This is a genomic window from Sinosporangium siamense, from assembly GCF_016863435.1.
GTDB classification, from domain to species: Bacteria; Actinomycetota; Actinomycetes; order Streptosporangiales; family Streptosporangiaceae; genus Sinosporangium; species Sinosporangium siamense.
In genome coordinates this window covers 168,011-190,928 of sequence record NZ_BOOW01000034.1, presented here as the reverse complement: position 1 = coordinate 190,928, position 22,918 = coordinate 168,011, and the positions used below count along the sequence as shown (strand labels likewise).

Annotated in this window: 21 protein-coding genes; 12 read left to right on the top strand and 9 right to left on the bottom strand. The window is 68.3% G+C overall.

Annotated features, from left to right (window positions below; all coding sequences use genetic code 11):
* Positions 1–139: 139 nt before the first annotated feature.
* A complete protein-coding gene (locus tag Ssi02_RS26840; protein WP_204030353.1) occupies positions 140–856 on the bottom strand; it encodes a hypothetical protein in 717 nt (238 codons plus the stop codon).
* Positions 849–1,130 (bottom strand): hypothetical protein, encoded by a 282-nt coding sequence (locus Ssi02_RS26835; RefSeq protein ID WP_204030352.1) that lies wholly within the window; start codon positions 1,128–1,130, stop codon positions 849–851. The genes Ssi02_RS26840 and Ssi02_RS26835 overlap by 8 nt, the downstream gene beginning before the upstream one ends.
* Before the next feature lie 567 nt (positions 1,131–1,697).
* Between Ssi02_RS26835 and Ssi02_RS39940 the strand changes: the two genes are divergently transcribed.
* A complete protein-coding gene (locus tag Ssi02_RS39940) occupies positions 1,698–2,657 on the top strand; it encodes a helix-turn-helix domain-containing protein (RefSeq protein ID WP_204030351.1) in 960 nt (319 codons plus the stop codon).
* Positions 2,658–2,815: 158 nt separating this feature from the next.
* On the opposite strand, the gene Ssi02_RS26825 is transcribed toward Ssi02_RS39940, so the two are convergent.
* Complete coding sequence (locus tag Ssi02_RS26825) at positions 2,816–3,073, bottom strand: SAM-dependent methyltransferase (RefSeq protein WP_204030350.1); 258 nt, start codon at positions 3,071–3,073, stop codon at positions 2,816–2,818.
* A 185-nt stretch (positions 3,074–3,258) separates the two neighbouring features.
* Here Ssi02_RS26825 and Ssi02_RS26820 point away from each other — a divergent pair, with 185 nt between their 5' ends.
* Genes Ssi02_RS26820 through Ssi02_RS26800 form a run of 5 tightly spaced genes read left to right on the top strand, consistent with a single transcriptional unit; the run spans position 3,259 to position 7,506 of the window.
* Positions 3,259–3,819, top strand: a complete 561-nt coding sequence (locus Ssi02_RS26820) for an RNA polymerase sigma factor (RefSeq protein ID WP_239129748.1) — start codon at positions 3,259–3,261, stop codon at positions 3,817–3,819.
* 58 nt (positions 3,820–3,877) lie between these two features.
* Positions 3,878–4,693 carry an anti-sigma factor gene (locus Ssi02_RS26815; RefSeq protein WP_204030348.1) on the top strand — a complete coding sequence of 272 codons (816 nt, stop codon included), beginning with the start codon at positions 3,878–3,880 and terminating at the stop codon, positions 4,691–4,693.
* Between the two features lie 37 nt (positions 4,694–4,730).
* Positions 4,731–5,540, top strand: a complete 810-nt coding sequence (locus tag Ssi02_RS26810) for an ABC transporter ATP-binding protein (RefSeq protein WP_204030347.1) — start codon at positions 4,731–4,733, stop codon at positions 5,538–5,540.
* Entirely contained in the window at positions 5,537–6,937 is a 1,401-nt protein-coding gene (locus tag Ssi02_RS26805) for a hypothetical protein (protein WP_204030346.1), read from the top strand. Before Ssi02_RS26810 ends, Ssi02_RS26805 begins: the two co-directional genes overlap by 4 nt.
* A complete protein-coding gene (locus Ssi02_RS26800; protein ID WP_204030345.1) occupies positions 6,934–7,506 on the top strand; it encodes a hypothetical protein in 573 nt (190 codons plus the stop codon). The genes Ssi02_RS26805 and Ssi02_RS26800 overlap by 4 nt, the downstream gene beginning before the upstream one ends.
* 241 nt (positions 7,507–7,747) lie before the next feature.
* Here Ssi02_RS26800 and Ssi02_RS26795 read toward each other — a convergent pair whose 3' ends face one another.
* Positions 7,748–8,266 carry an MMPL family transporter gene (locus Ssi02_RS26795; RefSeq protein WP_204030344.1) on the bottom strand — a complete coding sequence of 173 codons (519 nt, stop codon included), beginning with the start codon at positions 8,264–8,266 and terminating at the stop codon, positions 7,748–7,750.
* 245 nt (positions 8,267–8,511) lie between these two features.
* Here Ssi02_RS26795 and Ssi02_RS39935 point away from each other — a divergent pair, with 245 nt between their 5' ends.
* A complete protein-coding gene (locus tag Ssi02_RS39935) occupies positions 8,512–8,901 on the top strand; it encodes a DNA cytosine methyltransferase (RefSeq protein WP_204030359.1) in 390 nt (129 codons plus the stop codon).
* Here the strand turns inward: Ssi02_RS39935 and Ssi02_RS26785 are convergent.
* The 3 genes from Ssi02_RS26785 to Ssi02_RS26775 form a co-directional block, all read right to left on the bottom strand.
* A complete protein-coding gene (locus Ssi02_RS26785) occupies positions 8,883–9,374 on the bottom strand; it encodes an Rv0361 family membrane protein (protein WP_204030343.1) in 492 nt (163 codons plus the stop codon). The two genes, Ssi02_RS39935 and Ssi02_RS26785, sit on opposite strands and share 19 nt — an antisense overlap.
* Before the next feature lie 5 nt (positions 9,375–9,379).
* Positions 9,380–10,312 carry a hypothetical protein gene (locus Ssi02_RS26780; protein WP_204030342.1) on the bottom strand — a complete coding sequence of 311 codons (933 nt, stop codon included), beginning with the start codon at positions 10,310–10,312 and terminating at the stop codon, positions 9,380–9,382.
* A gap of 967 nt (positions 10,313–11,279) precedes the next feature.
* Entirely contained in the window at positions 11,280–11,588 is a 309-nt protein-coding gene (locus Ssi02_RS26775) for a type 1 glutamine amidotransferase family protein (RefSeq protein ID WP_239129745.1), read from the bottom strand.
* A 1,154-nt stretch (positions 11,589–12,742) separates the two neighbouring features.
* Here Ssi02_RS26775 and Ssi02_RS26770 point away from each other — a divergent pair.
* Positions 12,743–13,369 (top strand): MFS transporter, encoded by a 627-nt coding sequence (locus Ssi02_RS26770; protein WP_204030341.1) that lies wholly within the window; start codon positions 12,743–12,745, stop codon positions 13,367–13,369.
* On the opposite strand, the gene Ssi02_RS26765 is transcribed toward Ssi02_RS26770, so the two are convergent.
* On the bottom strand, positions 13,336–14,532 hold the full coding sequence (locus tag Ssi02_RS26765) for a cytochrome P450 (RefSeq protein ID WP_239129742.1): 1,197 nt from the start codon (positions 14,530–14,532) through the stop codon (positions 13,336–13,338). The two genes, Ssi02_RS26770 and Ssi02_RS26765, sit on opposite strands and share 34 nt — an antisense overlap.
* A gap of 1,023 nt (positions 14,533–15,555) precedes the next feature.
* Here Ssi02_RS26765 and Ssi02_RS26760 point away from each other — a divergent pair.
* Positions 15,556–15,732 (top strand): hypothetical protein, encoded by a 177-nt coding sequence (locus tag Ssi02_RS26760; RefSeq protein WP_204030340.1) that lies wholly within the window; start codon positions 15,556–15,558, stop codon positions 15,730–15,732.
* A 17-nt stretch (positions 15,733–15,749) separates the two neighbouring features.
* Here Ssi02_RS26760 and dpgD read toward each other — a convergent pair whose 3' ends face one another.
* Positions 15,750–16,574: an enoyl-CoA-hydratase DpgD gene (gene dpgD, locus Ssi02_RS26755; RefSeq protein WP_239129738.1), complete on the bottom strand. Its 825-nt coding sequence runs from the start codon at positions 16,572–16,574 to the stop codon at positions 15,750–15,752.
* A gap of 315 nt (positions 16,575–16,889) precedes the next feature.
* On the opposite strand from dpgD, the gene Ssi02_RS26750 reads away from it, so the two are divergent.
* The 3 genes from Ssi02_RS26750 to Ssi02_RS26740 all read left to right on the top strand — a co-directional run bounded on the left by Ssi02_RS26750 (position 16,890) and on the right by Ssi02_RS26740 (position 22,695).
* Positions 16,890–18,605, top strand: coding sequence for an ABC transporter transmembrane domain-containing protein (locus tag Ssi02_RS26750; RefSeq protein ID WP_204030339.1), 1,716 nt, complete (start codon positions 16,890–16,892; stop codon positions 18,603–18,605).
* The gene (locus Ssi02_RS26745; RefSeq protein ID WP_204030338.1) at positions 18,602–20,356 is read left to right on the top strand and encodes an ABC transporter ATP-binding protein; all 1,755 of its coding nucleotides are present in this window, start codon (positions 18,602–18,604) and stop codon (positions 20,354–20,356) included. Before Ssi02_RS26750 ends, Ssi02_RS26745 begins: the two co-directional genes overlap by 4 nt.
* Before the next feature lie 164 nt (positions 20,357–20,520).
* Positions 20,521–22,695 (top strand): WD40 repeat domain-containing serine/threonine protein kinase, encoded by a 2,175-nt coding sequence (locus Ssi02_RS26740; protein WP_204030337.1) that lies wholly within the window; start codon positions 20,521–20,523, stop codon positions 22,693–22,695.
* Positions 22,696–22,918: the final 223 nt, after the last annotated feature.

The window sequence follows — 22,918 nt, the reverse complement described above, 5'->3', positions numbered from 1 at the left end:
CCCGGCACCGGCAACCGCCGCAGAAGACCAGCGAACCCGCAGAAGGGGAACCCTGACGGCCGGGAGGTTCGACCGGCCGTCAGGGAGCGAGCGACCCGCCGGGAGCCGAGGCAGCCCGCACGGGCAAGCCAGCGCCGGACTACACCGGCCCCGACAGTGGGGCGTGGAGAAGCCTCCCGGTGAAGGCCGTGACCGCCTGAACCGCCCGCTCCATGGCCTCCTCCGGGGATCGGTAGGACTCCTCCGGCCACTGCCCGTCAGGTCCGGGTAGATGCACGACCAAGGTGACCTCTTCGGACAGCCGGGAGGTCATCGTCTTCACCGTCGCGACCCGCACCGTCCCGACGATCCCGTGCGTGTGACCGGGCAGACGGCCGCGTTCCCACCGGATCGGAAGACGCTGCACCAGCGCGCACACCTCAGGGTCGTCCTGAGCAGCCGCCAGGCACGCCGTAGCTGCCTCGTCGAGATCCGACACCAACCGGCCCAGTTCGGCATCGTCGTCGAGGGACGTCCGACGAGGTGTGATCCCGCCGGTACGGCACTCAAGCGTCACCGTCCACGAGGGGGGTTGTTCTTCGACGCGGAGGTCTGCCAGGTGGCCGCCGCCTCTGTCCCAGACCCGCAGCACCGGGGGACGGCACACCGCAGCCGACCGCCCGAGCGCACCCGCGAACGGGTCTCCCCGGTCGAGCCGGAAAACCAGGCCCCACAGCCCCAGCAACCGCCCAAGGGCGGCCAGCCGTTCGATCTCCGGATCATAGTGACCGTAGAACGGCCGCCCATCACACGTGCACCGGCCGCCCGTGGAACGCGGGCACCTGTAGTCCGGCGAATCCTCCACGGCCTCACTCACGATCGCCGCCGTCCTGCGCGGCGTGGATCTGGTCACGCACCGCGCGGACCGTCGCGGTCAACTGATCACAGGTCGGCACGGGCATGCACTCGATTCCCACCGCCGCAGCCGACAGCAGGTAGACACCGCTTCGCCCGCCGAGCACGACCTGTGCGACCTCCCACCCGCATTCGTCCACGGCCACCAGCACCGGGCCGTGGTCACCATCCGTCATGAAGGTCTTAAGCCCCAGGTCCGCTATGAGCATCGCCTCAGCGAGCATTCCCGCGCTCACAGCGGCCCTCGACCGTAAGGGAGGACCCCCGGCACTCTGATGGGATCGAACGTCGTGAGCACCGGCAGTTGCCACAACGGCACCATCCGAGCGCACCGGTCACCGAGCGGGCTGTACCGGTAGGCCGGACCGTTCGGCGTTGCCACTACGGTCACCACGCCTTCCAGCCACCCCGAGACGAGCGAGTACACCCACAGGCGAGACCCGTCCTGACGAATAGGTACCTGCCACCGGCGTAGAGCAGCTGCGTAGGCCGCCAGAGCGATCGTTGCATCGCTCGCGGGTGGTCGACGTAAAGGTGGTCGACCAGCCATTGGCTGGACCATGGGTTGGACCTCTGCGGTCCCCCAGGCCGTAAACTTCATCCGTGATCGCACCCCATTTGCGATCCAGGGGCTTGTCGGACGGATCACATCATCTGTCCGACAAGCCCTTTTACGTGGTCGACTAGCGCGGAGAACGTTTCGCTAGCCCCATCAGGATGTCGGGAAGCGCCAATGGCAGACAATGTGTGTACAAGGACGATCGGTTGACGCTTCGCGACAACTCAGGTGACGGAGGCCGACAATGGGTGCCAAGGTATCCGCCGCTAGGCGACGCCAAATAGACCGCACAGCGAAGCAGCTGTACTACGAAGGGGTACGCAGGGGCTGGGCCATCGAAGAGACTGTTCAGCGCATTATGTCCGAATTGCCGGAAGTGCTGCCGCTGGAAGCGTGGAGGTATGCGCACGGATGGACCCGTGGGGAAGTCGCAGCCCGGCTAGATGCCGCATACGTTGCGGACAATCTTGCGCCCCCCGGAGTGTCTGCCTCGACCCTATGTAAGTGGGAACACGGAGAGCGGCGCCCGTCCTCGGAACGGGTGGACTACTTGTGTCAGGTGTACCGAACCCGTCCGGATCGTCTCGGATTCGGCGTTGACCACAGCCCCGGGGACACAGACCACCTAACCAGTATCGGCCTGGTCGACGCGTGGCCCCATGCCAGCCAACAATCTGAGCAAGACCTGATTCATCGTGTCCAGTCGGCGCACCGCCGTATCAACCTCTTCGGCCTTACCCGGAACTTCTATGCCAGAGACGAACTTCTCCCCCTATTGGAGGAGGTGGCATCCTCAGTGCCCGTCCGCATCTACGTGATGGATCCGTTCTGCGCGTCTCGGAAGGATCGTTACCGCATCGAACCGGCCGAGGCGAGCATGGAAGACCCTGAGCGTTACATCAGGGAGGTGCTACGACCCATCGGCGAAGCTGTGAACCGTGTGCCGAACGGCGGCCTACAGGTCTTCACGTATAACTTCCCCTGCTCATTCGCCATCGAGGAGATAGACGATGTTTGTCGGGTGATGCTCTACGGCCACGGTGTTCGAGGTACACAAGGACCTCTGCTTATCTTCTCGGACGGGCCAGGCCATCGCTACTTCTCCGATCAAGTCAGGTGGTTGGAACGGCTGGCCAGGTCCACGCCTGAACCAGAGCCATGGAGGGCAAAGGGTTTGGTGGTTGAACCCCTGGCGTTACCGTAAATCCATCACATGGCCATAAGCATCATGGAGGGCTCGGTCTCAGAGGGACGGCAATCCAGGATTCGGCGCGCCTGCTGACTTAGGTCACGATCCTGTATCGGCCAAGCCCTCCGTGAGACTGCAAGATCTGCAACATCCCAGATCAGGGCAAATCTGGGCTAGGGTGCCCTTACGAAGGCTTGTTTGTCGATGAACTGCCGCACTCCCTGCCGCGCCATGTGGCGCACAGCCTGGGTGAGGAACTGGCGGTTGGCGCGCGCGACGAGTCTTGTGTCGGGGGCGACCGAGAGCAGCCGTTCGGCGATGGCACGGTCCACGGCGAGATGGTCCTTGCCGCCTAGGAGGTAGTCGTAGACCCGCGCCGAGCTGGGCACGGTGGGGTCGACGCCTGGATGTGCTCGTTCGAGCTCGGACACGGTTACCCCCGGATAAAAACTATGCCCATGGTGCCTGTGGGACGAATGGGATTAATCCTATGGCTCCGCTACACCTATGGAGATCTTTCGCACGACACGATCTCGCTTCCACACGAGGGCACTGCTGTGACACAGATCACTCGAAGGGGAAAACCGTACGGCGGGAGCCCCGCGTCTGGCTAAGTGTGCGAAGAGGCAAGTCCAATCTTGACGAGACCGACGAGGAGCACCTCGTCCGGCTCACCGCACGCGGCGACCGGGCCGCGTTCGAGGAGCTCTACCGCCGCACCTCTCCTTGGATGGCCGTACGGCTGCGCCGCCGCTGCGCCGACGACCACATCGTGGCCGAGGTCATGCAGGAGACCTATCTGGCGGTGTGGCGGGCTGCGGGGGCGTTCGCCGGCGTCGCCGCGGGCGGCACGGCGGTGGGGTGGTTGTGGACGATCGCGGCGCGGCGGCTCGTCGATGCCTACCGCCGCCGCGCCCACGACACCGATCCGCCCGCCGCGCTCGCGAGCGAGCGACTCGCCCCGGCGGCCGAGGAGGAGGCGCTGGCCCGCACCGTCGGCGGTGAGCTCGGCGACGCGCTGGGGCGGCTCGCGCCGGAGCTCCGGCAGGTCCTTCAGGCACTCGTCCTCGACGGCTTGACCGTACGCGAGACCGCCGTCCTGCTCGGGCTGCCCGAGGGCACCGTCAAGACCCGCGCCAGGCGGGCCAGAAACGCGATGCGGGAGGCGCTGTCATGACTTGGTGGAACACCGCGGCCTCCTGGCCGCCGCCACGATGTGCCGGGGAGGTGGCGGCATGACGCCGCGGCATCCCTCGGTGAGCCTCATCGGCCGCTACGCGGGCGGGGGCGGCGGGATCGCGACCGACGAGCTGTGGGCGCTGGAGTCGCACCTTGAGTCCTGCGGCGACTGCCGCCGGCATCTCGCCGACCTCGTCGGCGAAAGGGCACCCGAGGTGTCCGCCCTGGTGGCGGGCGTCTGGGCGGAGCTCACCCCCCGCCTGCATGCGGTGCCGCCGACGCCGCAGGCGCGGCGGTGGGTGCGCAGATCGGCCACCTGGTGGCCGCCGGCCATGATGTCGTGGTTCGTCACGACGGTCATGGCCACGCTCTTCCTCGTGGTCGCCGGTCACCTGCTGGGGGCGGTCGGCGTCACTCCGATGCTGCTCGCCGCCCCTGTGCTCCCGGCGCTCGGCGTCGCCGCCGCGTGGTCGCGCGGGCTCGACCCCGCCTACGAGCTGACGATCTCCTCGCCGCGTGCGGGGCTGCCGCTGGTGCTCAGGCGCACCGCCGTCGTACTGGTCGCCGTGATGCCGGTGCTGCTGGTGGCGGGGGCGCTCACCGGGATCTCCCTCGCGCAATGGCTCCTACCCTCGCTGGCCTTCACCACCGGAACCCTCGGCCTCGGCTCACTGATCGGCATGACGCGCGCCGCGGTGGCGCTCATGTCGGCGTGGGCGACCGTGATCGTGGCGTCGTCCGCGGCCTTGCATGACGGCGTCTTCGCACTTCAGCCCGGCAGCATGCCCGTCTGGGCCGCGCTTGGCGCGCTCGGCGCCGTGCTCGTCGTCCTGCGCAGGAACAACTACACCTCCTTGGCGATCCACCGCTGAACCGATATCCAATGCTGTCCCATCGAGAGGAACCCCCATGACGCGATCGATCGGCTCGGCCGACCTCGCGCCGGCGAAATATGCGTTTGAGATCCGGGCCGAGGGCCTGGAGGTCACCGTCGGCCGCCGGAGGAAGGCCGTCGACGGGATGGACCTGGCGCTCGGCACCGGCGTGCACGGGATGCTCGGCCCGAACGGCGCGGGCAAGACCACCCTCATCCGGACCCTCGCCACGGTGCTGCACCCTTCGGGCGGCACCCTGGAACTCTTCGGGACGCCGCTCCGCGCGCTCGCCGACAAACGAGAGCTGCGCCGCCGCATCGGCTATCTCCCGCAGGAGTTCGGCTACTACAAGCGGTTCACCGTACGCGAGTTCGTCGAATACATGGCCTGGTTGAAGGAGGTGCCAGGCAAAGAGGTCCCCGGCGCGGTGCAACGCGCCGTCGAACGGGTGGGGCTGGCCGACCGGGCCGACCACCGCCTCAAGACGTTGTCCGGCGGAATGGTGCGGCGGGCCGGGATAGCCCAGGCGATCGTCAACGACCCGCGGATCCTCCTGCTCGACGAGCCGACCGTCGGGCTCGACCCGGCGCAGCGACTGCGGTTCCGCGAGCTTCTCCAGCAACTCGGCCTCGACTGCTGCGTCGTCGTCTCCACCCACCTCGTCGAGGACGTGGCGGCGGCCTGCACCGACGTGGTGCTGGTCGCCGAAGGCCGCCTGGTCTTCCAGGGCAGCCCGGACGAGCTCGCCGCGGCGGGAGGCCCCGAGCATGTGGGCGACAGCCCCATCGAACGCGGTTACTCCGCACTGCTCGCCCCGCACTCGGGCGATCGGGGGGCCTGGTGAACGCGCGAGTCTTCCACGTCGAACTGCGGCGCTCGTTCGCACCCTGGGCGGCGGCGCTGCTGCTGGGGGCGGCGCTCGCGTTCCTCTTCGGGCTCAGCGGGCCCTGGACACGCGGATCCACAAAGTGGACGGTCGAGTGGATGTCGGCGGTGCAGTGGTTGCGCTGGCTGATGTTGTTCCTGTGGCCCCTGGCGCTGGGCCTGGGCGCGTTGCAGGGGCTGCGCGACCGCCGCAGCAACGTGGCGGAGCTGTTCGGCACCACGCCCCGCCCCGCCTGGATGCGCAAGGCGCTGAACGCGGGCGCGCTGACGCTGACGTTCGCGCTGGCCTATCTCGTGCTGTTCGCCGTCGCGGCGGCGCAGGTGTCGGCGAGAGGTGCGTACTTCCACCTCGGCTGGGTGACGCCGCTGCTCGTCGGGGTGCTGGCACTCGCAGCCGCGGCCCTGCTGGGGATGGGCCTCGGGTGTGCTCTGCCGTACACGCTCACCCCGCCGGCCCTCGCCCTCACCGGGATGGTCGCCTTCACCGTCTTGGGGGTGATCGCTTCCGACATGGGGTTCAACCGGCTCGGGCTGTTGTCTCCCGCCCTGCCGGAGGTCGGCAGCGTGTTCGTCACCGTCGCCGGCCGCGTCGATCTCGGGCAGGCGGTCTGGATGCTGAGTGTCGCCGCGACCGGGGTCGTGCTGCTCACCGCAGGCTCCGGGTGGCGGCGGCTGCTCGCCCCGCTGCCGATGCTGGTGGGGGCCGCCGTCGCGCTGGCACTGCTGCCCGCGGCGCACCGCGACATCTACACACCTCACGCGGAGGCCGCGGCACCGGTGTGTCAGGGGCGGGTCTGCGTCACCAAGATCCATGAGGACCGGCTCGCGTTCCTCACCGGTCCCGCGGAGGAGGCGCTGCGGCTGCTCTCCCGGTTGCCCAACGCCCCGGCCGGAGTGCACGAGACGGTGATGTCGGTTGACTCCTCCGGCTTGACGCCGCGCGCCGCACACGCGGTGCTCGTGTCCTTCGACGACCCCGCCTATCGGAGCACGAAGGCCGACGATCTGAAACGCAGTCTCCTCGCCGGAGCCGGCACACCTTCCTGCATCGGCATGAGGTGGGATGAGAACAGGATCCTCCGCGAGGGGGTCGCGCGCAACGTCTCGGCGGCGTTGCTGGCGGGAGGGCTCGCCCCGCTGCCCGAGGACGCCCGGATGTTCCAGTCCGCGATCCGGGCCGCCGACCCCGGCCTGGTCGCGAGGGCCGACAGATACCTCTCCATGAGCCGCCAGACCTACGACGCCGTCCGCGCCCTGCCCGCGGAGGAGCAGGTAGCCCGCCTCACCGCGGTGCGTACGGCGGGGCTGTCGTGCCAGGGCGACCCGCTTGGCGCGCTCCAGGGGACCACCCGATGAGGTTCGCCGTCCTCTACGCCCGCTCCCGCCGCGTGGTCGCGTCCCTGATCGGCCTGCCGGTGGGGATGGGCCTGATCTGGGCACTTTCCCGCGATCCCGCCGAAGGCACGGGACCCACCGCGGCCGCTCTCGCGCTCGTCGCCGGCGTCACCTTCGTCTCCGTCGGCCTGAGCGGCAGGGATCCGGCGCTCGACCGCACCGCCTCCCTCCCGTGGGCACGCGTCCGCCTGGCACACCTCCTGCTCGGCGGGCTGCTCACCGGGGTGATGTGGCTGACGTTGCAGGCCATGGACGAAGAACTCGCCACGGCGGCCTTCGTCGTCCGCGACACGGCGGGCCTCATCGGGCTCACCGCGCTCGGCGCCGTCGCCGGCGGGGCCCGGTACGCCTGGGCACCGCCGTTCACGTGGTTCGCCGTCGCGTTCTTCACGCCGCGCGAGCCCGACGTCGGCAGCCAGATCGTGACCTGGATGTTGCTCCCGCCGGACACCGAGGTCGCGAGCTGGTCGGCCGCGGTCCTCACCGCGGCCGGCCTGGGGGCTTACACCCTCTTCGGCCCCCGCCGCTGACCCGGTGGGGCCGTACGGTGACCCGCTGGGGACGCCGCCCCATGTCAGCCGTGGGCGGGGCCGTGTACGGTGGCCCGCCTATGACGCCGCCCGCTTCCGCCGCGGGCGGCGTCGAGCAGGTCGTGCGTGCAGGCGTGTTGCGGCTCGGATAACACGCCGGGCGGCCGGGCCGACCCTGATACATGAGCGCGACGAGGCCGCTGACACTGTGCGAGATGAACAACATCGTCAGCCGCCTTGTTCACTGTCGCCGCCGCCGATCCGCGCTAGACCCCGGCAGGGTCGGGCTGGATCGTCGTGGGGCGGCGCCGGCGGGTCGGGAACCACCAGTTGTGGCGTCCAAAAGCGGCGATGAGTGCCGGGACGAGGAGTCCGCGGATGAGAGTGACATCGAGGAGGTGCCGAGTGCGACGCCGCTGGCGAAGACCGCGACGTCGAGTTCACGGGTCATCGCCATCGACGCGAACGAGAAGAACAGGATGACGGCGGCCGCGTTGATCAGCCGCCCGGTGCGGCCGAGGGCGCTCACGACTGCGGTCTCGGTGTTCCCTGTGCGGTCGTGTTCTTCTTTGATGCGGGACAGCAGGAAAACTTCGTAGTCCATCGTCAGGCCGAACAGGAACGCGAAGACCGTCACAGGGACGAACGTGCCGATCGAGCCGTCGGGCACGACGCCGAGCACGGCCTCTGTGCCCCATCCCCACTGCCAGACGATGACGAGGGTGCCGAGCACCGCAGGACAGTCCAGGTGCGACCCCACGCACACTCTCGCTTGACCACCCCCCGTCCTAGGTGCCGCTTCGGCCTCTTGCACACCACACCGGCAACGGCACTGACCATTCCTCTACCTCGGAACCCACCACCCTCGACTTGACGAGCGCGCAGAGGCTGCCGATCGAGGATTCCTCCTCGTGAGACACCCACACGTCTGGCAGCAGGGTGCCGGGGCCGGGCGCGGAGCGCCCACCTGGCCCCTGAGGCGACTGTCCCCAAGCCCGTCTCGGCATCCGCCCTGCGCGCGGCGGGCTGTGGCTCCTCCACTCCCATGGCCGCGGTCACCCACGCCGCCCCCGCCGACCTGACGAACGCCGGCTCACCCCACGTGAGCGGGAACTCCTCCAGGACTACCCGGACCACTGGCCCCTTCCCTCCGGCGATTGCCCTCACGCCGACTCACCCCGCCACCGCCGGCTCGGCATTAGCGTCGCCGTGCCCGTCGTCGAGTGGATCGCCCGCCGCCTGGTCGACGTCGACGCCACCAGAGCGCGTGAGTCCACCACTGTCCTGCCGCCCGGCGGTTTTGAAAAAGAGCGCCAGTGGACTACAGCAACGCCGTCACCCGCATGCGTACGGACGTCCGCGTCGCCAAGCCGTTTTCAGGCCGGAGCGGTGTAGCGTTCCGGGTCGCAGAGTTTCCAGGTGTTGGATTCCTTGCGCAGGTACATCGTGACGGGTTGCTGGGCGGGACGGGTGACGCGGACCGTGGCCACGTCGCCCGCGATGCGAATGTCTGACACGTCGATGGGACGCTCATGGCTGCGGTCGAGGACCTGATCGCCGGAGGACGACACCTCGTCGGCGACGCTTTGGGCCTCTTCCTCGCAGAGCATCGCGATCATGGTGACGGTGTCTTCCCGGTCAACCGCGTGGGCGAACCTCTCCACTGTTGAGCGGATCTCGGCCTCGCCTGGCCTTTGCACCGCCCTAGCGCTTGGGGACGTGCCCGATTGTGTCCGGAACAGGCCACTGGCGACGACCACAGCCACCGCCACGGCGACGATCAACGCCCCGATCAGCAGGAGCTTTCCGCGGCGCGCTGGGGGTGTCGCGAGGAGGGGCGGGTCCGGTGAAGGCGTCTGAGGGTCCATATGGATCAGGCCTTCTGGCTCTTGAGGAGCGCTTTGATCAGTTCCTGCACTTCCTTTGCCGCCTTCTCCCTGAGTTTCGCCTGCGCCTGCAACCAGGCCGGGTCCGCGCCTGAGATGAAGAAGGAGCTTCCCGACTGCTTCGAGCTGTTCGCCGAGCGGGAGAGCCACTGTGAATTGGCAGGGGAGTTGGCGACGATATACATGTTCCGCGGGGTGAGCTCTAGGAAGCCACGATAGGTGACCAGGCGTCGTAACGGAATGATGTGGTCGAATGCGACGCCGGTAATCAGTCGGCTGGGGGATGCGGGGTTGGTGGGTCTGAGGTATGCAGGGTCGGCGGACCCGATTCTCGGAGCTCGCACGCCTTGTAGATAAGCAGTTGTGGGAATGGAGGGCCGAGTCTTGTCGAGCGCGTCATAGACTGCTCTTATAGATCGCGGAAGCCTGACCGGTCTTCTATCTGCCCGTGAGGTCATTCCCGGCTTTCCCCGCCCATACTTAAGGAAGTCGTAGGTTTCCGGATTCCATCGGCTGCCGGCTCGCCTCTCCCTGGACTTCATTTTTGAGACCGCATCATTGATCTTTTTGACCGCGTCCGCGCTGGGGGTGACAACCGTAGCCAGCGGGTGGTTGGCTCTCATCTGAGAAAACGCCCTGGCGCAGGCCAACAACCGGGCGGCGACCGGTCCTTTCTGGGCGTTGAGGCTACTCGCTCTGGCGTTGTAGCTCTGGACGGCGGCGATATTGGTGGGGGCAGGCGGACTGGCGTTGTGCAGACGGATCTTCTCGCTCAGTGACCTCGCGGCCGCGACTTGGCTCGCGCAGTACTTCTTGTAGTCGGCTCCGGTCGCCAAGGCCGGCGGTGCACTGACCGCTACGAGACCGGCAAAACAGACAAAAGCCAAACTTCCGGCAATCTCCGATGAACTGCGCAGCATACGCCACGCTCCCTCGTTTCCCCGCTCCCTCGTTCGCCGAGGAGGAACCGGCTAGAGGAAACCGGCATGTCGGCGCATAACGCTTCGGGAGGTAAGCTCAGACGTGCATTGCAAGCGCTATCCCTATTTTGCCCGTAGCGTGACCGTTCCACCACCCCTAAGACCTTCCAGGGGACACAGAAAAATTGTTTCACTCGCACCTGAGCAGAATCTCCGCTGTTCACTAACGCAGATTCGCTTACCTCGATCAGCGGCCAGCACCGATGCGAATCCCCAGCAGTGAGCAGCTTCGAAGGTCCGAAAAGCCGGAGCGCCCTTCGCCCCTGATCGCCGATCACCCCCAACCGCGTGCGGTGTTCAGCCACGGGTTCGAGACAGGGGACCTAGGCCGGGCTAGGATCCTTCCTTGTTGATCAGATTGGTCCTATGAGCCGCTCTGGCTTCGTCGCGCGGGTCGGCTCTGAACGCGATGTGGATGTCGGGTAGAGCGATCAGTAGACAGCGCTCTTGATCACGTTCTCTGGGGGCTGTGCCGGGCTCGGACGGCATCGTTCTTGAGCTTCTGACCTGGGTATCTGCACTACCGGCGGATCGCTGCAAGAATCTGCCTGCGAGCCTTACCCTTGACTGGACTGACCTGTGTCTTTACCTTAGGGTCCTTATAGCCCTGCGAGGGTTCGCAACCTGGCGGCGAGTTTGATGATGTCCGAATGGCCTGGTCCTTATAGCCCTGCGAGGGTTCGCAACCGGTCATAGCCGCTGGGGTCGAGGCCTTCCGGTTGTCCTTGTGGGCAGGCCGGTTGCGGCGTGACGCCATGGGCTCTGGTAAGACGATGTGGCCGATCCGAAGAGCGAGGGGGTCGGCAATGTCATGGTTGCCGGTGGAACTCGGTCCGATTATGGGTGTCACCGGATGGCCCGCCCGGGCTCCCGGTGACACGTTCGCGGGGAACGACCGCCCACAGGTTTACGCGGTGGTGGCGTTTACCAGTTTGATGAGGGCGTCGGCGGCCGGGGCCGAGGAGGCCGGGTTTTGGCCGGTGATCAGCAGGCCGTCCTGGACGACGTAGGGCTCCCAGTCGCCGGCTTTGGAGTAGACGCCGCCCAGGCTCTTGAGTTCGTCCTCGACCAGGAACGGGACGACCTCGGTGAGCTGGACCGCCGCCTCCTCGGAGTTGGCGAATCCGGTGACCTGCCTGCCCGCCACCAGCGGGGTGCCGTCCTCGTTGACCGTGTGGCGCAGGACGCCGGGGGCGTGGCATCGGCGGCCGGGCATGAGACGCGCTTAGTCGACCGCTGTCTTACCGGGAGCCTCCTCTCTTCCGTCGCCGTTCGCGCAGAAGGGTCCTGATCAGTGCCATCAGGCTGGAAAGAACTCACTGGCTCTCCAGGAACCGGGCAGGACACCCAGTAGTCGCCCCACGCTCCCACTAGGTCAGGCCTGGCCCGTTCGGGTCGGGCGGGGCCCTTGATCAAGCTGTCGGCTTACGGCGCAAGCGTAGGTCGTGATGGGATTAAGTTCTTGAACCGCTCAGTCAACGGACTCAATGCGCCCGATGCCGAAGACGGCACCCAACGGGTTGCCCTTCACGCATTCGCCTGCCGCGCCGGCATTCACACCCGGCGGCACTTGCATGCCCCATTCCGCATGGCCGCCGGTGAGAACTACTTTGTCTCCTTGTTAGAATGTGGCCGATCTCGGGTACATCAACTCCCCGCCTATCGCCCTTTCTTATGGGATGCACATCGTCTGGCCAAACAGGCATGAGGTGTTTCTGCGGGGAGCCGTAGACCAGCCTGAGGCACTTACTCTGGGAGTCGTAGTCGAGAGTGGCCGTAAGGCTCGCACGCGGATACTTTCCCACTTTCTGACGGATGATCAGTGGGTCGCCATTGTCGGCGCTTGCGTCTGAGGTGTCGGAGCAGGCAGCGGAGGCAACGATTAGTGCGACGACCACGATGGGCAGGAGGCTTTGCCTGGTTGATGGGATCTTGTCGGGCCAGGACATGCCCTGATTGAACCATGATGATGATGGCTGCGGTGGAACAAACGCGACACATGCCAACATGCATCACCGACGCGAATGGGGTGTCGCTTCTATACCCAATACGCATGAGCGGGTGTAGAAGCGACTGCCTGGCGCGGTTCAGCAGGTAGAGCAATACCAGAGATCCCAGCCGCTGCCGAGACCTTGCGAAGTGGGGAAGCGTTCTGTTTTTGAGCGGAACATGCGGCCGACCGTGGTTCTGTCGGTGTCGTAGTTGTGGTGATATTCGTAGGTGAGGTATTGCGGGCCAGCACAATGCTTTGCCGTAGTGATGGCCTTCGTCCCTGAGGAATGATGGATGTTGAACCCTGCCGTACAGGCTGGTTGTCCGTTCTGCACCAAGTAGCCGCCGCCTCGGAGATACTGGTCGGGCGGATTCCGCGTGTGCCTACCGGTAATGACCGCGGGGCTCGCCTATCTGCCGTACGGCGGGGGCCTGCTTGTGGGGATCTGGTGCTCTTCACGGGTGTCCGCCAGGTTCGGAGTGCGCCCCACGCTCGTCGTGTCGTTTCTTGTCTGCGCGGCCGGGCTGCTCCTGCTGGCCAGGGCGGGGGCGGGGCCGGGCGGGGGATCTGTCGCCGGAGTGTTGCCCGGCCTCCTGGTCACAAGCCTCGGCTGCGGCCTCACTCTGCCCGCCTTGACGGTGGCCGCGGTCACAAGCACGACCGGGGAGAACGCCGGCCTTGGCTCCGCCGTACTCACCTCCGTGCAGCAGATCGGCGGTGCCGTCGGGGTGGCGGTGCTGGTCTCGGTGGCCGCGCGCCACGAGAGGGCGGCCGGCGCGGGGTCCGCGTCGGTGGCGGCGGCTCTTCTTGCGCTTGGTGCCCTTGTCGTCGCGGCACTGCCCCGTAGCGGCCGGGGGCTGACGGGGGCACTGGCGGTTCTCCGTAGAACTCCATACGGCGCACACCGGAATGCAGCAAGATCCGCAATTTCGCCAGGCCATGCCCAGCCGTATGTGCGGCTGGCATCGGCCTACCAGGTGACGGGCAGCCGGTGTACGCCGTAGAAACCGGCGCCGCCCAGCCGCACCTCCTCGGCCGGTACGGCGAGGCGCAGCCGGGGGAACCTGCCGAACAGTGCCGGATATCCGGCGCGCAGCTCCATCCGCGCCAGGTTCTGGCCGATGCACTGGTGCACTCCGTAACCGAACGCGAGGTGGCCGCCGGCCGCGCGGGTGAGGTCGAGCCGGTCGGGGGCGGTGAAACGATCGGGATCGCGGTTGGCCGCGGGCAGCGAGATCGTGATGCTCTCGCCGGCCCGGAGGAGCAGCCCGTCGAAGTCGACGTCGATGAGCGGGCTGCGGGGCACGCCGAAGTGAAAGATGGTGAGATAGCGCAGCAGCTCCTCCACCGCGCCGTCTGCCGTCTCCGGGGCGGTGATCTGCGCCGCCCACTGCGGGTGACTCATCAGCAGATAGCTGCCGAGCCCGAGCATGCTGGCCACGGTCTCGTGCCCGGCGGTCAGGAGCAGCACCCCGACGCCCGCGAGCTCCTCGTCGTCGAGGTCGCTGTCGTGGGCCAGGCGGCTCAAAAGGTCGGACTCCGGCCGAGTGCGCCTTCGCCGTATCAGCCCGCGGAGGAAACCCGTGAGCGCGTCCATCGCCTCCACCCCCTCTTCTGCGGTGGAGTCCAGGCTGAACAGGACGGTGCTGTTGTGCTGGAAATCGGCTCGGTCGGAGTACGGCACGCCCAGCAGTTCACAGATCACCAGGGAGGGGATCGGCAGTGCGAAGTCCGTGACCAGGTCGGTCGGCGGTCCCGCCTCGGCCATCGTGTCGAGGTGCCCGGCCACCAGCAGTTCGACGCGGGGCCGCAACTCCTGTGTGCGGCGCACGGTGAACTGTCCGGCCAGCAGACGGCGGAAACGGGTGTGCTCGGGCGGGTCCATGTCCACGAACCAGCCCGGCAGGGCCGGTTGCCCGATGAACGGATCGGCACCCGGGCGGGCGACCGGCACCCGCTTGAGCTCCGACCGGGCGCTGAAACGGTTGTCGGCCAGGATCCGGCGGGCCTGACCGTAACCCGTCACCAGCCACCCGAGGTGGCCGTCCGGGTAGCGGAGCCGGCGGATCGGCTCCTGCTCGCGATAGACCGACAGCAGGGAGGGGGGAGAGAACGGGCAGCTCCGCTCGGTGGGCAGCGTATCGGCGGGGGAGAGCGGCGGTGTCACGGCCGGCCCCCGCTCGGTGCTGTAAGAAGCGGCTCGGCCGCGCTCCTGGCCGAGCGGCCGAGCGGCTCGGCCGCGCTCCCGGCCGGGGGCTCGGAAAGCGTTGCCGGCAATTGCCGGACCAGGGTTTCCGGAGCGTTCACAATTGTCTCCGTTCCGTGGTTAACGCAGCGTGCAAGGCACTTGACGGTGGATCGCGAGCGTGTTTCCGGGGGTGCGTGGTGCCATTCCATTACGGAACGGTGAGCCGGCGGTCGCGATCGGAGACAATGGAAATTCCTGGATCTCCGTCGGCCGGGACTCGTGGATTTGACGCCTTTGCAACCTTGCGGGGAAAGGATCATCGCTGTCAAGCTTTGTTCCCGGATAGGGGCACTTGACGGCCCGGAGAGCTGCGGGCTACTTTCGATAAAGCTAGTTTCCTGACAGAAGCCGCCGCTCGCGGTGGTGAGAAGCGAGGTTCGCCTGCCCTTTGGGGGAAAGGCCGCACCTTCCCGTTGGTCACCTCGGAGGCGGTGACCTGAGGCTCTCGCCCGTGAGCGAACGAGCCTCGGTCGCCGCGTGTGCCCGGGCCGGATTAGGAAACCATGGTGCCTTTGAGTTCAGGTCGCGTCGATCGTGCCCGGATCCGGGACGACGTATTCACTCTGCTCGGAGAACACATCTCTGTTCAACCTGCAAATCTCCCACAAAGTGGACCGACTTCCATGGCCGTCATGTCACTGATTTTCGGTCATTGAGGACCGCATCGGCATTGAGATTCCGGAAGGGTGAATGCGCCTACGCAACCTCCTCACCGCCGGCGGCGTCGTCGAAGTCGAAATCGTCTCGGCCAACGGTCGCCGGACGTAATCGGAATCGGACTTGGAGTGCGGCACGTGCTGCTGAACAGCTACGACGAGTGGTCGCAACTAAAAGAGATCGTCGCCGGTTCTGCGACGAACTATTTATCGCACGAACGGGAGCTCTCATTAGACCTGTTCTTCTACGACAACCTGATCCGTTCGGGGTGGGCGTGCCCCCGGGATGACCGACGCCTTCTTCGACCTCTCCTACGCCGCCGGTGCCACGCTGGGCGGGCCCGCCGAGGTGATCCGGGATGCGGAGGCTTCGCCGTACGACGTGGGCTTTGAGATGATGTTGTTTCACTGCTTCACCTTGGACGCGGTGCGTGAGGCGGGCCCGGAGGACTACCTCGGATGACGACGCGGACCCGGGGGTCAGGTGCCGGTCCAGCGGGGCGGGCGCTTCTCGACGAACGACCGCGGGCCCTCCTGCGCGTCGCGGCTGTGCATGCGCCGCTCCTCCCAGACGTAGCGGGTGGCGAAGGCACGCTCCAGAGGGAGCGTCGAGGAGATCGCGGCCGCCTCCTTGACGGCGCGGACCGACAGGGGCGCGCAGCGCAGGACGTCCTCGACCCAGCCGTCCACGCAGGCGTCGAGCTGTCCGGCCGGGACCACCTCGTTGACCAGCCCCAGCTCGTAGGCGCGGGCCGCCGGCATCCGTCGTCCCGTCATCAGGTAGCCGAGCGCGGTCCGGTAGGGCACCTGGCGGGTGAGCCGGAACAGACCTCCGGCCCCCGCCATGAGGCCCAGCCGTGCCTCCGGCAACGCGAACTCGGCGTCGTCGGCGGCCACAACGAGGTCGCAGGCGAGGACGAGCTCGAAGCCGCCGCCGAGGGCCAGACCCCGGACCTTCGCGATCACGGGCTTGCTCAGGCCGAACCGTTCGGTCAGGCGCGGCCACCCGGGTTTGTCACGGCTGCCGAAAGTGGCGGTGTGGGGCTCGCCGCACTCGATCCGGCGGACCAGCTCCTTGAGGTCCTGCCCCACGGAGAACGCCCGGTCGCCGGCCCCGGTCAGCACCGCCACCCAGAGGTTCTCGTCGGCCTCGAAGTCGTCCCAGACCGCGGCGAGCTCTTCGTGTGTGCGCAGGTCCATCGCGTTGAGGACCTCGGGGCGGTCAAGTGTCACGTGGGCGACCCGGTCACGCTTCTCGTAGCGGACCCGGGGGCGCGCGGAGGCGCCGCCGTCCTTGCTGTGCACATCTACTCCGATCGGATCGAGGGGGAACCGATGCGCCGGACCGCTGAGGCGGGCGGCACCGGCCGGGCCGCACCCGGGAACACCCCCGGCGGCAGCCGAGCCGCACCCGGGAACACCCCCTGCGGCGCTCGTCGTGTGCGGCTTGTGCGCCGGGTTCGCTGGGGTAAGATCTTTCACCGGCCTGCCATATGAGCACGGTCTTACCATCGGCGTCAAAGCCTGAGCCTCCCACCAGCGCCTCCCATCCGGCGCGTCGGCCAGTCCCGCTCGACCAAGTGCGACCAAGCGCGACCACATACGGAGGACCGCTCGGCCATGCGAAAATTCCCCGATCCGGGGCCTGTGAGACTGGACCACGGTTCGGCCGGGCGTTATCTGGCCGGGCTCGTCAAGGAGCACCGCCGTGCTCTCCTCGCCGGTGTGGTGTTCGGCGTGGCGTGCATGCTCGCCCAGGCGCTCGTGCCGGCCGCGATCGGCAGGGCGATCGACCTCGGGATGATCGCCCGCGACCGGTCGGGGCTGCTGCTCTGGGGCGGCGTCGTGCTCGGTCTCGCCATCGTCCAGGCGGTCACCGGGATCCTGCGCGACCGCAACGCGCTCAGCGCCTCGCTCGGCGCGGGCTATCAGACCATGCAGCTGGTCACCGGCCAGGCGAGCCGGCTCGGCGCGACCCTCGGCCGCAGGGTGACGACCGGCGAGGTCGTCGGGGTCGGCACCGCGGACATCGCAAGCATCGGCGGGGCGCTTGAGACCACGGCGCGGGGGAGCGGAGCGGTGGTCTCCATCGTCGCCGTCGCCGTGATCATGGTGAGCACCTCGTGGCGGCTCGGCCTCGCCGTACTCATCGGAGTGCCCCTCATGACCTGGCTGATCGCGCTGCTGATCCGCCCCCTGCACGGCCGCCAGGAGCGGCTGCGCGACCAGCAGGGTGAGCTGGCCTCCCGGGCCGTCGACATCGTCGGCGGGCTGCGGGTGCTGCGGGGAATCGGCGGTGAGGACGCCTTCGCGGCGCGCTACCGGGCCGAGTCGCAGCGGGTGCGCCACGCAGGTGTCGAGGTGGCGAGGGTCGAGGTGCTTTTGAGCGCCGCGCAGGTGCTGCTGCCCGGCCTGCTGGTCGCCTTCGTGGTGTGGCTCGGCGCCCACGCGGTCCTCGACCAGCGGATCAGCCCTGGGCAGCTGGTCGCGTTCTACGGTTACACCGTGTTCCTCGCCGGGCCCATCGGCTGGCTCACCGACGCCGTCGACCGCATCACCAAGGGGTTCGTCGCCGCCCGGCGGGTCACCAGGATGCTCGCCCTCGAACCCGAGATCGTGTCCGGCCCCCTGCCCCCCGGTTCCCTCAGCTCCCCGGCGCCCCTCACCGACGCGGTCACCGGGCTGGTCGTGCCACCGGGCCGTTTCACGGCGGTCGCCTGCGCCGAGGCGGGCGAGGCCGCGGCCCTCGCCGACCGGCTGGGCCGCTACACCGACTCAGGCGCGGCCTACGGCGACATCCCGCTGCGCGATTTGCCGCTCACCGAGGTACGGCGAAGCATCCTCGTCGTCGGCCCCGAAGGACGCTTCTTCACCGGCCCGCTGCGCGCGGAGCTCGACCCGAGGGACACGTCCGCCGATGGCGGCGGTGACCGGCCGGAGCTCGCCGAAGCCCTCTGGGCCGCCGCCGCCGGCGACATCGTGGACGCACTCCCCGACGGCCTCGACACCGTGCTCGTTCAAGCGGGCCGGGAGTTGTCCGGCGGGCAGCACCAGCGCCTGCGCCTGGTCCGCGCCCTGATGGCGAACCCCGACGTCCTCGTGGCCGTCGAGCCCGCCAGTGCCGTCGACGCCCATACCGAGGACACGATCGCCGCCCGCCTGGCCCGGGCCCGCGCCGGACGCACCACCGTGGTCCTCACTACCAGTCCGATCGTGCTCAGCCGGGCCGACCGCGTGGTCCTCGTCGCCGGCGGGCGGGTGGCCGCCGAGGGCACCCACGCGGGACTGCTCGGCGACACCCGCTACCGGCACCTCGTGACCAGGGAGACCTCGTGACCACCTTGCCCGTCGCCGGCGCGCGTGAGGTCCGGGCGCACGCCCGCCGGCTGACCCTCCGTCATCCGCGTGAGCTGGCCGTGGCCGTCGCGCTGCATCTCGCCGCCTCGGCCGTCGCCCTGGCCGGGCCGCGGCTGCTCGGCGACCTGGTCGACGAGGCCGGGCGCGGGATCGACCGTGTCGACCGCATCACCCTGGTGATCGTGGCGCTGGTCGTCACCCAGGCGATCCTCGTCCGGTCGGCGATGTACGCATCGGCGAAGCTGGGGGAGAAGGTCCTCGCCGAGCTGCGTGAGGAGTTCGTCGACACCGTGGTGAGCCTGCCGCTGGCCGTCGTCGAGCGGGCGGGCACCGGCGACCTCGTCACCAGGACCACCCGCGACGTCGACGTATTGTCGCGCAGCGTGCGCATGGCCGTCCCCGACACCCTCACCGCCGCCATGACCATCTTGCTCACCATGGGCGCCCTCGTGCTGGTCGGCCCGCTCATGGTGCTTCCCTGCCTGGTCGCGGTGCCCGTGCTCTGGGCCGCCACCCGCTGGTATCTCGCCCGTGCCCGCGACGGCTACCTACGGCAGAGCGCCGCCTACGCCGACCTCACCGACGGGCTGGCCGAGACCGTCGACGGCGCCCGCACCGTCGAGGCCCTGGAGCTCGCCGGCCGCCGCTTCGACCGGGTGAACCGCGACATCGCCCGCTCCTACGCCACCGAGCGCTACACGCTCCACCTCCGCACCGTCTACCTGCCGATCTGCGACACCGCATATGTGCTGCCGGTCGTCACGACGCTGATCTTCGGCGGGCTGCTCTACATCGACGGCCGGGTGTCCCTGGCGGCGGTCACCGCCGCCACCCTCTATGTGCAGCAACTGCTGGACCCCGTCGACCGCCTCCTCTACTGGATGGACGACCTGCAGATCGGCGGCGCGTCCCTTGCCCGCATCCTCGGTGTCGGCCGCAAGGCCGCCGGCACCGGCACGGGTGGTGCGCCGCAGCCCGCCTGCACAGGTGGCGAGGCACAGGACATCGCGGTCAAGAGTGTCAGCTACTCCTACCGCGAGGGGCACGACGTCCTGCACAAGGTCGACCTCGACATCCGGCGCGGCGAACGGCTGGCCGTCGTCGGCCCCTCCGGGGCGGGCAAGTCCACCCTGGGCCGCCTGATCGCCGGGATCCACGAACCGCGTGAGGGCGTCGTCACCCTCGGCGGCACCCCCTTGACCGAGGTTCCCCTCGGCGCCCTCCGCCGCGAGATCGCCCTGGTGACCCAGGACCAGCACGTCTTCCAGGGCACTCTCCGCGACAACCTCACGATGGCCGACCCGCACGCCGGCGACGCCGAACTGGAGGCCGCCCTGCGCGCCGTGGACGCCTGGGAGTGGGCGGGCGAACTCGGTCTGGACACCGAGGTGGGCCCCGGCAGGGCCGAACTCTCGCCGTCCCAGAGCCAGCAGCTCGCTCTGGCCCGGCTGATCCTGGTCGACCCGCACACCCTCGTCCTGGACGAGGCCACCTCCCAGATGTCCCCGGTGGCCGCCCGCCGCCTGGAACGCTCGCTGGCCGCCGTCATGGAGGGCCGCACGGTGATCGCCATCGCCCACCGCCTGCACACCGCGCACGACGCCGACCGTGTCGTCGTCATGGCAGGCGGCCGCGTCGGCGAGGTCGGCACCCACGACGAACTCGTCGCCAGAGGAGGCATATACGCGGGCCTGTGGAACTCCTGGCACGGAGGACAGGACGCCGACTGACCCGGCTCGGGTCTCGATGGTTTCGGCTCCTCCGTCGGCGAGACGACGCTTCCCTCGCCGAATTCGGACATGTCGCCATACTTGGTAAAGGCCGTGGCTTGATGCGTTCCATATAGATATGTAGACACCCTTGTTCCGTAATCTCCCCCGAATACCATCGCATCGTGACGGATGCCCGCGAGCTCGTGAACGGCCGATACCAGCTCATCGAGCCGATAGGCGTCGGGGGCATGGGAAAAGTATGGCGAGCCTACGACCAGGTGCTGGAACGCGATGTGGCGGTCAAGGAGATCCTCTTTCCCCGCGGCCTGCAAGACACCGAACGGGAGACCCTCACCCGCCGTGCGATGCGCGAGGCCCGCTCGGCGGCCAGGCTCAATCACCCCGGCATCGTCACCGTCTACGACGTCGCCCTCCACGACGGCGCACCGGCGATCATCATGGAGCTGGTGCCCGGCCGGTCGCTCGCCCAGACCATCTCCGGAGGCGTACGGCTGCCGCCTGAGCGGGTGGCCGCCATCGGGGTCGGCCTGCTGGAGGCCGTCGCCGAGGCGCACGCGGCCGGCATCGTGCATCGGGACCTGAAACCGGCCAACGTGCTGGTGAGCGGAAACCGGGTGGTCATCACCGACTTCGGGATCGCCAGCATGGCGGGCGACGCCACGCTCACGGCGTCGGGCATGCTCATCGGCACCCCGTCGTTCATGGCGCCGGAGCAGGCGCGAGGGCGTGAGGTGTCGCCCGCGTGGGATCTGTGGGCACTCGGCGCGACTCTGTACGCCGCGGCCGAAGGGCGGGCACCGTACACGGGCACCGACTTGGTGTCGGTGTTGTCCGCGCTGCTGAGCGACGAGCCCGAACCGCCCGTGCACGCCGGGCCGCTGACGCCGGTGCTCACCGGGCTGCTGCAGAAGAATCCGGCCGAACGCCTCGGGACCGAGCAGGCTCTTGAGGCGCTGCGGGCCGTAGTCGCCGGAAATCCCCCGGCGGACGCCGGCACTCCGGTGACGGCCGCCGGCCGCGACACGGTCGTCCCGACGCCGGGCCTACTCTCCACCGCGACTCCGCCGCCGGAAGCGTCCGCGGCGCGTGCCATCCGCGTGACAGTCGACACAGCGGTGTCCGGTCCGGATGTGTCAGGTCCCGCCGCCTCTGTCACGGTTGTTCCGCCCACCATCGCGCACCCGGCAGCCACCAAAGGAGCCGACCGCTTGGCGGCGGATACCGCCGCGGACAAGAAGCCCCCGTCGCCGAGGCGGCGCGAACTGCTCATCTGGGGTGTGGGCGGCCTGGCCGCCCTCGGCATCGGCGCGGCGACGACCTTCCTGCTGACCGGAGGAGCGGGCGGACGGGACAGCGGAGTGTCCGGAGCGAACTCCGCCGCCTCCCGCGGGGGCGCCTGGGGCCTGGCGCAGGCGCTCGAACAGGGCTTCCTCGTGAACGCCGTGGACTTCAGCCACGGTTCGACCCCGCTCGGGCAGGGACCGCTGTTCGCCGTGGTGGGGGACGGCGCGAGCCTCAAGCTCTGGAACCCGGCCGACGGGCGCAACGTCGCCGACCTCACCGACGCCGTCGAGCCGGCCGAGTCGATGGTCGCGCTGGCCTTCGGCCCCGACGGCACGATCGCGACCGGCGCGGGGAACACCACCCTGTTGTGGAACCTGAGCGCGCGCGCCGTCGCCTACGGCCTGCTGGGGTACGACAGAGCCGTCAAGGCGCTGGCCTTCAGCCCGGACGGTCGTTACCTCGCCGCGGGAAGCGAGGACTACGTCAGCTTCTGGGACCTGACCAAGGCCGGCGACGCCCAGAAGACAGGCAGGAACCTGACTTTCGTCAACGGCGCTTCCGTGCCGGGCACGGTGACGTCGGTGGCCTTCAGCCCGGACGGGAAGACGCTGGCGACGGCGGGATTCGACGAGCCTGTTCGCCTGTGGGAGATCAAGGGCGGGGCTCCGGTCGAATCGACGGCTTCCCAGGCCTACGGTGACGGGGCCAATGTGGTGGCCTTCAGCCCGGACGGCAGATTCCTCGTGTCGGCGGGAGCGGACAACTACGTGCACGTGTGGGATTCGGCGAATCCGCGAAAGCCGGTGGAGTCGGCCCTGCTGGAGGGCCACAACGGCCAGATCTTCACCGTGGCCTTCAGTCCCGACGGCAATCTTCTGGCGTCGGCGGGTGACGAGGGATTCGTGCGCCTGTGGGACTTCCCGAATTCGAAGCCTCTCACCGACCTGACCGGGCACGAGGGCCGTGTGACGTCGGTGGCCTTCTCGAAGGACGGCGCCGTGCTGGCGTCGGGCGGCCATGACGGCTACGTGAGGCTGTGGCGCCGGAAGTGATTTCTCGTCTCCGGCAGGGGGAAGGGGCTCGTCTCTCATCTTCTCACCGAGGACAGGATGTCGAATTATATTCGGTTAGGGGGATTTGAGAGCATTTATGAGGGCTTTTTCATCTATTTCTCATGAAGTACTCATCAGTACTCGTGACGTTTGTAACTGAGCAGCCGTCCCTCGCTCCGGACCAGCCACCCGGAGAGTTCCTCGGATTCCACACCACTGGAGA